This is a genomic window from Kangiella spongicola, assembly GCF_003194565.2.
GTDB lineage: Bacteria > Pseudomonadota > Gammaproteobacteria > Enterobacterales > Kangiellaceae > Kangiella > Kangiella spongicola.
Map to the genome: position 1 here is coordinate 329,700 of NZ_QICH01000003.1, position 12,166 is coordinate 341,865.

15 protein-coding genes are annotated in these 12,166 nt (G+C 42.9%); 14 read left to right on the forward strand and 1 reads right to left on the reverse strand.

The window, feature by feature from the left end:
• Window positions 1-55: 55 nt before the first annotated feature.
• The 4 genes from DL796_RS10330 to DL796_RS10345 all read left to right on the forward strand — a co-directional run bounded on the left by DL796_RS10330 (window position 56) and on the right by DL796_RS10345 (window position 2,324).
• The gene (locus tag DL796_RS10330) at window positions 56-598 is read left to right on the forward strand and encodes a GNAT family N-acetyltransferase (protein ID WP_110201631.1); all 543 of its coding nucleotides are present in this window, start codon (window positions 56-58) and stop codon (window positions 596-598) included.
• 26 nt (window positions 599-624) lie between these two features.
• On the forward strand, window positions 625-1,128 hold the full coding sequence (locus DL796_RS10335) for an O-acetyl-ADP-ribose deacetylase (RefSeq protein ID WP_110201632.1): 504 nt from the start codon (window positions 625-627) through the stop codon (window positions 1,126-1,128).
• A gap of 22 nt (window positions 1,129-1,150) precedes the next feature.
• The gene (locus tag DL796_RS10340; RefSeq protein ID WP_110201633.1) at window positions 1,151-1,900 is read left to right on the forward strand and encodes a fructosamine kinase family protein; all 750 of its coding nucleotides are present in this window, start codon (window positions 1,151-1,153) and stop codon (window positions 1,898-1,900) included.
• A gap of 193 nt (window positions 1,901-2,093) precedes the next feature.
• Window positions 2,094-2,324, forward strand: a complete 231-nt coding sequence (locus tag DL796_RS10345; RefSeq protein WP_110201634.1) for a hexameric tyrosine-coordinated heme protein — start codon at window positions 2,094-2,096, stop codon at window positions 2,322-2,324.
• 46 nt (window positions 2,325-2,370) lie between these two features.
• Here DL796_RS10345 and DL796_RS10350 read toward each other — a convergent pair whose 3' ends face one another.
• Window positions 2,371-2,958: a Maf family protein gene (locus DL796_RS10350; protein ID WP_110201635.1), complete on the reverse strand. Its 588-nt coding sequence runs from the start codon at window positions 2,956-2,958 to the stop codon at window positions 2,371-2,373.
• Between the two features lie 262 nt (window positions 2,959-3,220).
• Between DL796_RS10350 and DL796_RS10355 the strand changes: the two genes are divergently transcribed.
• The 10 genes from DL796_RS10355 to mltG all read left to right on the forward strand — a co-directional run bounded on the left by DL796_RS10355 (window position 3,221) and on the right by mltG (window position 12,160).
• On the forward strand, window positions 3,221-3,745 hold the full coding sequence (locus tag DL796_RS10355; RefSeq protein ID WP_110201636.1) for a YceD family protein: 525 nt from the start codon (window positions 3,221-3,223) through the stop codon (window positions 3,743-3,745).
• Between the two features lie 14 nt (window positions 3,746-3,759).
• Window positions 3,760-3,924, forward strand: a complete 165-nt coding sequence (rpmF, locus tag DL796_RS10360) for a 50S ribosomal protein L32 (protein ID WP_110201637.1) — start codon at window positions 3,760-3,762, stop codon at window positions 3,922-3,924.
• A gap of 45 nt (window positions 3,925-3,969) precedes the next feature.
• A complete protein-coding gene (gene plsX / locus DL796_RS10365) occupies window positions 3,970-5,004 on the forward strand; it encodes a phosphate acyltransferase PlsX (protein WP_110201638.1) in 1,035 nt (344 codons plus the stop codon).
• Window positions 5,005-5,051: 47 nt separating this feature from the next.
• Complete coding sequence (locus DL796_RS10370) at window positions 5,052-6,014, forward strand: beta-ketoacyl-ACP synthase III (RefSeq protein WP_110201639.1); 963 nt, start codon at window positions 5,052-5,054, stop codon at window positions 6,012-6,014.
• Window positions 6,015-6,275: 261 nt separating this feature from the next.
• The gene (fabD, locus tag DL796_RS10375; RefSeq protein ID WP_110201640.1) at window positions 6,276-7,202 is read left to right on the forward strand and encodes an ACP S-malonyltransferase; all 927 of its coding nucleotides are present in this window, start codon (window positions 6,276-6,278) and stop codon (window positions 7,200-7,202) included.
• A 49-nt stretch (window positions 7,203-7,251) separates the two neighbouring features.
• Window positions 7,252-7,998, forward strand: a complete 747-nt coding sequence (gene fabG, locus DL796_RS10380; protein ID WP_110201641.1) for a 3-oxoacyl-ACP reductase FabG — start codon at window positions 7,252-7,254, stop codon at window positions 7,996-7,998.
• A gap of 454 nt (window positions 7,999-8,452) precedes the next feature.
• The gene (gene acpP / locus DL796_RS10385) at window positions 8,453-8,692 is read left to right on the forward strand and encodes an acyl carrier protein (RefSeq protein WP_046561130.1); all 240 of its coding nucleotides are present in this window, start codon (window positions 8,453-8,455) and stop codon (window positions 8,690-8,692) included.
• Between the two features lie 220 nt (window positions 8,693-8,912).
• Window positions 8,913-10,151 carry a beta-ketoacyl-ACP synthase II gene (gene fabF, locus DL796_RS10390; RefSeq protein WP_110201642.1) on the forward strand — a complete coding sequence of 413 codons (1,239 nt, stop codon included), beginning with the start codon at window positions 8,913-8,915 and terminating at the stop codon, window positions 10,149-10,151.
• A 182-nt stretch (window positions 10,152-10,333) separates the two neighbouring features.
• Entirely contained in the window at window positions 10,334-11,140 is an 807-nt protein-coding gene (gene pabC, locus DL796_RS10395) for an aminodeoxychorismate lyase (RefSeq protein WP_110201643.1), read from the forward strand.
• Between the two features lie 18 nt (window positions 11,141-11,158).
• Window positions 11,159-12,160: an endolytic transglycosylase MltG gene (gene mltG, locus DL796_RS10400; RefSeq protein ID WP_110201644.1), complete on the forward strand. Its 1,002-nt coding sequence runs from the start codon at window positions 11,159-11,161 to the stop codon at window positions 12,158-12,160.
• Window positions 12,161-12,166: the final 6 nt, after the last annotated feature.

The window sequence follows — 12,166 nt, forward strand, 5'->3', positions numbered from 1 at the left end:
TAACAAAATCTCATCAATTTTGTGTGAATAAAGCCATTCTACTAAGGACTCCTTAATGGACTTATTTGATGTAATTAAGATCCCTGTTCTACAAACCGAACGCCTAGTTCTTAGGTCTTATCAAGAAAATGACTTAGAACCCTATTACGAGATGATGGCCGATCCTAATATCACCCGATATTTGGTGCCTGGAATTCCTATGTCTCGACGTGAAGCATGGCGCAGCATCGCTGGTATGGCAGGGCACTGGGTTATTCGAGGCCATGGTCAATGGGCAATCGAAGAGAAAGAAACCGGTGATTTTGTCGGTCGCTGCGGCATTATCGAGCCAGAAGGCTGGCCTGGGAAAGAGCTAGGTTGGGTCTTGCATCCCAAAGCTTGGGGCAAGGGTTATGCCACCGAAGCGGCTAAAGCCGCGCTTGATCATGCTTTCAAAGTAATGCGACTTGAGAAAATTATCAGTTTGATTCAACCGGGTAATGATGCTTCGGTTGCTGTAGCTAGTCGGATTGGTGAAAAACTAGAAGAACGAATCACGGTTTTTGAGAAAGAAGCTGATGTTTATTCGATTACGGCAAAAGAATATTACTCTAACTAGACGATTTAACGGGTGCAGAAGCGAATATGAAACTGGACTCAGGTGACATTACTCAATTGACAGTTGACGCCATAATAAACGCTGCCAATAAATCTTTGCTCGGCGGCGGTGGCGTTGATGGCGCTATTCACCGCGCCGCGGGGCCATTGTTACTCAAGGAGTGTGAATCTCTAGGAGGCTGTGAAACTGGTCAAGCCAAAGTCACCAAAGGCTATAACTTAGCCGCGAAATACATTATTCATACGGTTGGCCCTATCTGGAAAGGTGGCGAAGCTAGTGAAGCAGAGCTTCTCGCTAGCTGTTACCGTGAGTCTTTAAAGCTCGCCGACACGCACAATATTAACACCATCGCGTTTCCTTGCATCAGCACCGGTATCTATGGCTTCCCTAAGCAAGCGGCCGCCGAAATTGCCATTTCTACCTGCAAATCATATCTTGTAGATACGGGTTCTGAGATTGATATAACCTTTTGTTGTTTTGGTGAAGAAGATATCGAAATTTATAAAAAGCTTCTTAATCGAGCTGCTTAATAGAGGTTCTTAATAAAGAGCTATGACGTTTATCAAAATAAACAACTCGCGTTATAAAGACCAACTGATTAAAGAAGCAGAAGGGCTTGAATTACTTAGAGAAACGATTGAGTCTAATGATATTAATCTACGAGTGCCGAGGGTTTTAAGCGTTGATGATAAAAGATTAGAGCTTGAGGCTATTGATTCGGCAAGCCCTAGCGATAAGCAAATGGCGCAACTTGGTAAAGAGTTAGCCAAGTTACACAGCATTAAGCATGAGCGATATGGCTTTGAAACCAATAACTTTATTGGCCTTAACCCTCAACTAAACGGATACAGCACCAACTGGGGGGCGTTCTTTTACGAGAAACGGCTTAACTATCAGGTTAATATGATAGATTCTACCCAAGTACGAGAGTATTTCCAAACGATCCTAAGCGAGCAAAAAGACGTTTTAATCAACTGCTTAAATCAGCACTGCGAATATCCAAGCCTTGTCCATGGCGACTTATGGTCTGGGAACGTTATGTTTGATAAGCAGGACGTTTGGTTGATAGATCCTGCGGTTTATTTTGCTGATAGAGAGGTTGATTTAGCGATGACAGAAATGTTCGGTGGCTTTAACCATCATTTTTACGATGCTTATGATGAGGCGCTACCTCGCAGTAGAGAATACGACTTTAAAAAGGTGATTTATAATCTCTATCACTATTTAAATCACTACAACTTGTTTGGAGAAGGTTATTTATCTGCTTGTCAGCGGGTGCTGAAGTTTATAAAGCAATTATAAGCTCCAGCTATCTTTACTAAAAGTTGACGTTAACGTGGTAAAGCTCTAGTTATTAGACATATACCGTTTAAATAGTGTAGAGTTTGAGAATGTGCATTATTTTTTTGCTAAAAGGTAATTAGCAAGACGGTAAGTAGCACTTAATTTATTGATAAATATTCATTCATAATGGAACATTGAAGGGGTATCAAATATGTCTGAACAATGGTTAACAAGTTTAATAACGGACACGCCTCAAGAGGGTTATGAGCTCGCAATCAAACTATCAAGAATGGGCGTGAAATATACTCAACCTTCTGATGAGATTAGAGCGAAATTGAGACCTGAATATGGCGAAGATGCTAATGGTTTGATTGCATCATCCCAAGTGATAGCAATAAACTTCCAGACTGTATCGGCAGCTAATAATTATTGGAAAGATTAAAGAGATAAATTTCCCCAAGTTCAGTCTACGCTTGGGGCTTATCAGTTTATAGAAAGTTCACTTCAAGCTTTCTCAAGCTTTCAGCCAAGGTTATTAAGGGCAACCCAATTAGAGCGGTAGGGTCTTTTGACGCTAAAGATTCAAACAATGCGATGCCAAGACCTTCTGCTTTAAAGGAGCCTGCGCAGTCAAGCGGTTGCTCTCTGTCCACATAACGTTCAATTTCTTCGGTAGTTAGCTCTCTAAACTTCACTTCTGTAATCACCACGCTTAGGTCTTGGCCTTCTTTGCCTGATTCTAAAACACAAAGAGAGGTGTAGAAGATTACGGTTTTGCCACTAGAGGCATGTAATTGTTCTATGGCTTTTTCTCTGGTGTGTGGCTTGCCAATAATTTTGCCTTCGAGTACACAAACTTGATCTGAGCCGATAACAACACTTTGCGGATGGTTCAGCGACACTGTTAATGCTTTTTGCTCAGCTAAGCGAGCCACGTGCTCAACAGGCTCTTCATCGGGAAAGGGTGTTTCGTCAATATCAGGCGACTCGGTTTTAAACTCGGTTAGAATACGACTCAGTAGCTCTTTCCGATAAGGGGAAGAGGAGGCGAGTACGATGTTGTTTGTTTTCGTCATAAGCTTTATCTTTTTTAAGGCGCTGAATCCAAATATAAACGACCGATGATAACTTCTACGGCATAGCTGAATTAGGATAATAATTTAAGTGAAACTGAAAGGTTTTATGTGGTAAAATCAGCTCCAATTACAAGCAGTTAACCCACATTTTGTGTGAATTTGCTAAGAAATCAACCAAATAATCGATTATTCGGCAAATAAACACTAAAAGTTGTGGGATTACTTTGACTAAAACCCTTTATATCTGTATTATTGCGCGCCTATGTCAAGTCGCAGATTACCGGCGTCTGTTGATCCCTACAAGTTTGCGGATCAAGAGAAAGAAATAAACGCCACACTCGATCTGGAATACTTGAGCAGGTTTCGTCAGGAATTAGCTTCCGATAAAGGCGAAATTGCTTGTAGTATTAAAGGAGCTAGAGTTGAAGATACTCGTGTCACTTTACTTGAGCTAAGTCTCAAGGGGGAAGTCGAATTGATTTGTCAGGGCTGTTTAGAGCCTTTCCCATATCAAGTCGAACACGAAGTTATCATCTATCCAGTTTACTCGGAAGAGCGGATGGAAACAGTACCTGATGACGGTGACCCAGTTTTAGTCGATGACGACGGTTTAGATTTAAAGTCTGTTGTCGAAGATGAGTTAATTTTATCGTTGCCTCCTGTAGCGTTATACGGCGAGTGCAAAGACATGGATGCTTTCGAAATTGGAGAGCTTCCGCAAGAAAGTATTGAAGAGGCGGAAAAAGACAATCCTTTTAATGCCTTAAAAGATTTAAAGTTTGATTAAGCAGGAGATTTAAAATGGCTGTACAGAAGAATCGCAAGACTCGCTCAACGCGTGGTATGCGTCGCTCGCACGACTCTTTGACTGCACCTACGTTGTCAGTAGAGAACGAAACAGGTGAAATCCATCGTCGTCACCACGTGACTAAAGATGGTTACTACAAAGGTCGTAAAGTAGTTTAATAGTTTTCTATTAAATTTACTGGTTTTTGAACAAGCGGATCTTCCGTGACAAAAACATTAGCGATTGATTGCATGGGGGGCGATTACGGCCCCTCTGTTATTATTCCAGCAGCAATTTCTGCGCTGCAACAACATCCCGATCTCAAAATATATCTTGTTGGCCCCCAACAAGAGCTTCAGCAACACCTAAAAAAATCCCCAGACTTTGGTAATAGACTCTATATTCAGAACGCATCTGAAGTCATTGGTATGTCAGAAAAGCCTTCATCAGCTTTACGTCGTAAGCCAGATTCATCGATGCGTAAAAGCTTAGAGCTCGTTCGCGATGGTCATGCAGATGCCTGTGTCAGTTCGGGCAATACCGGCGCTTTAATGGCTTTAGCGACTGTTTTGCTCGGTACTTTACCTGGTATAGAGCGTCCAGCCATCACTGCGGAGCTACCAAATCGCAAAGGCACAGTAACCAATATGCTTGATTTAGGCGCCAATATTGACGCCAGCGCCGAGCAGTTGACCAGTTTTGCTATAATGGGACATGTTTTCAGTCAATTAGCTGATGATGTAGAGCACCCAAGGGTAGCTTTGCTGAATATAGGTGAAGAAGCGGTGAAAGGGCGCGACAGTATAAAATTAGCGAGCGATATTCTCTCTAATCAAAGTCAAATTGATTATGTGGGTTACATCGAAGCTAATCAAATATATGATGGTAATGTTGATGTTATCGTGTGTGATGGTTTTACTGGCAACAATGTTCTCAAGGCCTGCGAAGGCATTACCCGATTCTTGTATGATCAATTAAAGACTGAGTTCACCAGTAATTGGTGGAGTAAAGCAGTCTCAGCCATGGTTTGGCCAATTCTTAGGCGTTTTCAGCGACGCATCAACCCCGACCAGTATAATGGCGCAAGTCTGTTAGGATTACGGGAAATTGTCATCAAAAGCCACGGTTCTGCTGATAGTAAAGCGACTTTGTTCGCAATTAACAAGGCTATCACAGAAATCGAAAGACAAGTGCCACAGGCTATCCAAGACCAAGTGGCTCAGCTATTATTGAATACTGATAATGAAGATGAAGAGTAAGACTCTGATTTGAAGATTAAAGAGTCGATTAATTAAAGGTAGTTAGTGTGAAACATTCTCGAATTTTAGGCATGGGAAGTTATTTACCAGAGAAGGTGTTAACCAACGCCGATTTAGAAAAAATTGTAGAAACTACAGATCAGTGGATTACTGAACGTACAGGTATTAAAACCCGCCACATTGCGGCTGATGATCAATCAGCATCTCACCTTGGTGTCGAGGCAGCAAAAAAAGCGATTGCTGATGCGGGTATTGAGGCTAAAGATATCGACATGATCGTTGTCGGTACAGCAACTCCAGACAAAATGTTCCCTAGTTCAGCTTGTTATATCGGGCATGAGCTGGGTATTGGTGGCGTCCCTGCGTTTGATATCACCACAGCATGCCCAGGCTTTGTTTATGGCTTGAGTATTGCCGATCAATTTATTAAAACTGGTCACCGCAAAAACGTACTAGTGGTAGGCACAGAAGTTCTTTCGCGCCTTGTAAACTGGGAAGATCGCACAACCTGCGTTATTTTTGGTGATGGTGCCGGTGCCGCTGTAGTAACCAGCTCAGATGAGCCAGGTATTCTATCGACCCATATTCACGCCGACGGCGGTTATGGTGACTTATTGTATTGTAATAACGGTTTACGTGATCAGTTAGGTGATTTCCCTGAGCCACAAATTGTTATGCGCGGTAACGAAGTGTTTAAAGTCGCGGTTAAGACCTTAAGCGGGATTGTCGATGAAACACTCGAAGCGAATAACATGACCAAAGACGATATCGACTGGTTAATCCCACACCAAGCTAATATCCGCATTATTCAAGCAACGGCCAAGAAGCTAGGCGCTGGCATGGATAAAGTCGTAGTAACCGTTGATAAACACGGTAATACTTCTAGTGCCTCTATCCCATTAGCCATGTGTGAAGCGATTGAAGATGGCCGTATTAAGCGCGGTGATATTTGTCTTCTTGAGAGTTTTGGGGGTGGGTTTACGTGGGGGTCCGCTCTAATAAAGTATTAAAATTGCTGCAGCGTTGCTGAGAGCTGCGTTATACAGATTTCCAAAAATGCTCATTTAGTTCACTAAACTGCGCTTTTTTTAAATGTGAAAGCCTTGTCTCAGCTAGCTCGCTAATTTTAAGGTCTGAAGGATACTCCTAAAAAACAGGATAAACGTCATCCCACGGCTCGACCGCGGGATCTAGAGTGTTTAAAATGTACTTTAATTAATTATCTTAACTAACTGATATAAAACAAAATAGATATTAAGTTGAGCAGAGTTATGAGTAAAACAGCATTTATATTTCCGGGGCAAGGTTCGCAGGCATTGGGTATGTTATCGGATGTTGCGGCTGCAAGTCCTTTGGTAGAGCAAACCTTTGCTGAGGCAAGCGAAGGTTTAGGGTATGACTTGTGGGATCTGGTTCAAAATGATGAGGAAAAGTTGAATCAGACTCAACACACACAGCCTGCACTGTTGACGGCAAGTATTGCACTATGGCGTTTATGGTTGGAAAAGGGCGGCGATAAACCATCCTTCCTAGCTGGTCATAGCTTGGGTGAATACAGCGCTTTAGTGGCTGCTGGAGTTCTATCGCTGAAAGATGCGGCTGTGTTAGTACAAGCTCGAGGCGAATTCATGCAGGCAGCAGTACCAGCGGGTACTGGTAAAATGGCCGCCATCATCGGGTTAGACGATGATAAAGTTCGTCAAGCCTGCGCAGATAGTGCCAGTGATGAAGTTGTAGAAGCCGTGAATTATAACTCACCAGGTCAAGTAGTTATCGCAGGCAGCGCTGCGGCTGTTGAGCGTGCGATGGAAGCTTGTAAAGAAGCCGGTGCTAAACGAGCCTTGCCACTTCCAGTTAGCGTTCCTTCACACTGTGCTTTGATGAAGCCTGCGGCTGAAAAACTAGCTGAAAAGCTCGAGTCTATTACTTTTAACACTCCAGAGATCCCAGTGATTAACAATGTGGATGTGTCAGCGGAAGCAACTGCGGACGCCATCAAAGACGCGCTTATTCGACAGCTTTATAACCCTGTGCGTTGGACTGAAACGGTAGAGCATTTAAAAGCAGAGGGTGTTGAAACTTTGTACGAATGTGGCCCAGGCAATGTTCTTTGTGGCCTAGCTAAACGTATCGATCGTAGCTTAACTGGCAAGCCTCTTGGAACATTAGATAAATTCGAAGCTGCCCTCGAAGGCTAAACAAAGTTAATGTAAAAATAACGAAGATTGTAGGTAGGTATATAAAAATATGAGTATTGAAGGAAAAATTGCACTAGTAACAGGTGCTAGTCGTGGCATCGGTCAAGCGATTGCTCACAATTTGTCCCAGTCTGGTGCTGTGGTATACGGTACAGCTACTTCTGAGTCTGGTGCTGAACGCATCACAGAAAACTTCAAAGCTGCAGGCTTAAACGGTAAAGGCTTATGCCTTAACGTTACTGATGCCGACAGCGTTAAATCAGTGCTGGATGGTATTAAAGACGAGCAGGGCAGAACTCCTGATATCTTGGTCAATAATGCCGGCATCACACGTGATAATCTTCTAATGCGCATGAAAGATGACGAATGGGATAGCATTCTAGAAACGAATCTAACCTCTATTTTCCGTCTTTCAAAGGCATGTTTACGCGGCATGATGAAAGCTAAATGGGGACGTATCGTCACTATTGGCTCAGTGGTTGGCACTATGGGTAACGCTGGTCAAGCTAATTACTCGGCAGCTAAAGCTGGCTTAATCGGCTTCTCTAAGTCGCTTGCTCGCGAAGTTGGTTCGCGCGGCATTACCGTTAACGTTGTCGCACCAGGCTTTATCGACACAGATATGACGAAAGCTCTCAATGATGATCAGCGCCAGGCAATGTTTGATCAAATCCCAATGGCACGCTTAGGTCAGCCAGAAGAAATCGCCAATGCGGTTGGTTTTTTGGCGTCTGAGCAAGCGGGTTATATTACGGGTGAAACGATTAACGTCAATGGCGGGATGCACATGATCTAAAGCGACTATTTTGCTCGCTGACTTTGTTACGCTGATTAAATTTTATCAGTCATGGATTAACCATCCACTCCTGAACAATGTAATCAGCAAGCCTTGCCAGCAAACAAAATCTTCGGCTTTAGAACTTCGTGTTAAGTAAGTTTAAAGAGATCATTTTGAGGATTGCTTTTATTGTAAAGCACTAAAAAAACAATGTCTCTAAATTGTGATTAATGCTATTTACGTCATTTGATTTGTTAAGTTTTAATCATAACCGTCAGTTTTTTTAAGTAAATATTTTGTGACGAGTAGGTAATATTTGTTATTATCTGCTTTAGATTTTTAGCTTGAAGTTGTATAAGGTGTGTGGTCTGACCTTTTTAGAAAAAAGTAATTTGCACTTGCAACTTTGGTTCAGTTAACTAAACTACCCACGCAGTGTAATACTGTGGAAATTAACGAGGAATTTATACAGATGAGTACTATCGAAGAACGCGTAAAAGGTATCGTTGTTGAACAACTAGGTGTTAAAGAAGACGAAGTAACTGCTGAAGCTTCTTTTGTTGACGATCTAGGTGCTGATTCATTGGATACAGTTGAGCTAGTTATGGCTCTTGAAGAAGAGTTTGACACTGAAATCCCAGACGAAGAAGCTGAAAAGATCAACACTGTTCAAGCAGCTATTGATTACATCAAGGCTAATGTTGACGCGTAAGCCAACTCGTCTGTAATCATTTCGAAAGCTATATACATCTTTTTGTAATAGTAGACGAATATAATGGGTAAAATACTTATGTGTTTTGCCCATTTTTTTTATAGATAGTAAAGATCGTTATCCGAGCTGGATTTTATCCTATATGACACTAAAGAGTTCACAGCGTCATCTATACCCCAGCTTTATAATGACAGATTAAACATAGAACGAGAGGTGTTCCTTGAGTAAGCGTAGAGTTGTAGTAACTGGCCTAGGGATGTTGAGCCCATTGGGTAATAATATTCAAGATTCTTGGGAAGGTATTCTAGCTGGTCGTAGTGGTGCAGGTCCTATTGAGGATTTTGATGTCAGCGATTTTAGCACTAAGTTTGCTTGTTCAGTAAAAAACTTTGACTCTGAGCCAGCAGTATCAAAGCGCGACGCGCGTCGTATGGATAAGTTTATCCAATACGGTATTGTTGCTGGAGCGCAAGCTTGGGAAGACTCAGGGCTAGAAGTCACTCCTGAGAATGAGCGTCGTATCGGTGCTTGTGTTGGTGCGGGTATTGGTGGTCTTGAAACTATCGAGAAAAACACGCTTCTATGGAACAAATCTGGACCACGTAAGATTTCGCCATTCTTCGTTCCTGGCTCAATTATTAACATGATTTCAGGTCACTTATCGATTAATTATGGTCTTAAAGGTCCTAATATTGCGATTGTGACTGCTTGTACTACAGGTGTTCATACTATCGGTCATGCCGCTCGTATGATCGCTTACGGCGACGCTGACGCTATGCTAGCCGGCGGTGCTGAAAAAGCGAGCACACCAACGGCACTAGGTGGCTTTGGTTCGGCTAAAGCACTTTCAACGCGTAACGACAACCCTCATGCTGCAAGTCGCCCTTGGGATAAAGATCGTGATGGCTTTGTGATGGGTGATGGTGCTGGAGTGATGATGCTTGAAGAGTATGAGCACGCTAAAGCTCGTGGCGCCAAGATTTACGCTGAATTAACAGGCTTTGGCATGAGTGCTGATGCGTATCACATGACTTCTCCGGCGCCAGGTGGCGAAGGTGCAGCCTCTGCTATGGAAAATGCTCTTAATGACGCACAGCTTAATGCTACAGACATTCAGTACATTAACGCTCACGGTACCTCGACTCCTGCTGGCGATATTGCGGAAACCGATGCAATTAAGTCTGTGTTTGGTGACCACGCCAAAAAAGTAATGGTAAGTTCGACAAAGTCTATGACGGGTCACTTACTAGGTGCCGCTGGTGCGGTTGAGTCGATTTTCAGTGTTATGGCGCTGGTTGATCAAGTCGCGCCACCAACGGTAAACCTTGATAGCCCTGGTGAAGGTTGTGATTTAGACTATGTACCACATACAGCGCGTCAAGCTGAGTTAAAGCACGTCTTGTGTAACTCCTTTGGCTTCGGTGGTACCAACGGTTCATTACTGTTCAGCAAAGTTTAGTCCTTCGCATTGATTGACAGTAAGCCCAGATAAAAAAGCGACGAATGTCGCTTTTTTATTACCTTGTATTTATTAGTAGCGTAAACAGCTCGCGGTTATCACTGCCTTCTTTTTAGCTTTTAAGTAAGTTATATTGCATTATCAATAGTTTAGCGTAATAACTTCATAAGGTGCCTGCCCGAATGGCGACTATTCATATTAACGGACAAGAATCATCAAGCGTCGTAGCTTCAGATCGAGGCCTGTTGTACGGTGATGGATTTTTTACCACTATGAAAGTTCGTCACAATCAAATCGAGCACTGGCCGTTACATATGGAGCGCATAAGCTTTAGCGCAACTAGGCTTCACTTCCCAGCGCTTGATATCCAGCTTCTTGAACAAGAAATAATTCACTTTATTGACTCGCAAGCAGATTCAAATGGCGTTATTAGGCTTACCATTACCCGAGGGACTGGAGCACGAGGTTACCGCGCTCCTAAAAATGCTGCGATTCAACGTATTCTTAGTTGGTCAAATTTTACGCCAAGCTTTGATGCTGTCGAGGGTGGCGTGGAATTATCGATCTGCGAAACACCTTATAGCGTCAACTCGGCACTGGCAGGGATAAAACACTTGAATCGCTTAGAGCAGGTTTTAGCGCAGGAAGAAGTAGCAGAAAGCTGTTTTGATGGTATTATGTTGGCCAATGGGCAGGTAATTGGTGGAACCAAAACTAATATCTATTTTTATCGTGATGATGTTTGGTTAACTCCAACACTGCATGATGCTGGGGTGGATGGTACCGTTAGACGTTGGCTTTTAGCGACTTGTTCAGACTTTAGCCAAGCTAACTTAGGGTTAGATATCTTGAGTGATGCTAAATATTGCATGGTTAGCAACGCCTTACACGGCTTGGTTCCAGTGACCAAGATCGGTCACCATCGATACGCTAAATATTCGAAGCTAGAAGAATTACGAAACAGCTACGAACACAGTAGTTTGACATAACAAAATACATTCAAATTAATGAAAAAAATATTACTTTTTATACTTGTTGTACTCATGGCTTTTGCTGGCGCAACGGCTTTTCTATGGAACGGTTACAAAGATTTTGTTAATAAACCCTTAGGTTTATCGCAAGAGTTATCGGTAGAAAAAGGCCAAAGTGCCTTTGGATTAGGCCAAAAGTGGCACGAACAAGGATTAATCGATAATTTTTATTACTACCAAATTCTAATGCGCCTAGATCCAGATTTAAGGCACATCAAGGCTGGCGATTACGAAATCACCCCTGACATGACAGCTGTTGATGTGCTGAAAAAACTTGTGGCGGGGGATGTGATTAGCTACCAAGTGACCTTAGTTGAAGGGGCTAATATCTACGAGTTGCTTGCAGCTTTAGCGAAAAATGAAGACTTGGTTCATACCATCGATAGCAAGCAGGATTTTGAACGCGTTTGGCAACAGCTCAGTTTTACAGGCAAAGAATACCCTGAGGGCTTGTTTTTCGCCGATACTTACCAGTTCACCAAGGGCGACACCGATCTCGATATCCTCAAGCGTGCACACAAACGTCTAAATAAGGTCCTAGACGAGGAGTGGGCCAGCAGAGCCGAGGATTTACCCTATGAACAGCCTTATCAGGCGTTAATCATGGCTTCAATTATTGAAAAAGAGACGGCAGTACCCTCAGAGCGCGCTCAAATATCCGGTGTTTTTGTGCGACGTTTAAAACGGGGTATGTTGCTACAAACCGATCCGACCATTATTTATGGCTTACTGCCAGATTTTGACGGTAACATTCGTCGTCGAGATATTCGTAACCCCCATCAGTGGAATACGTATGTTCACAAAGGATTACCACCGACGCCTATTGCGATAGTAGGTCGTGACGCAATTCATGCAGCGCTGCACCCAGCACCAGGCGATACCCTCTACTTTGTAGCGAAGGGCGATGGTAGTCATCATTTTAGTAAGAGCTTGGCTGAGCACAATCGAGCTGTTCGAAAATACCAATTAAAGCGTTAAGGTTTA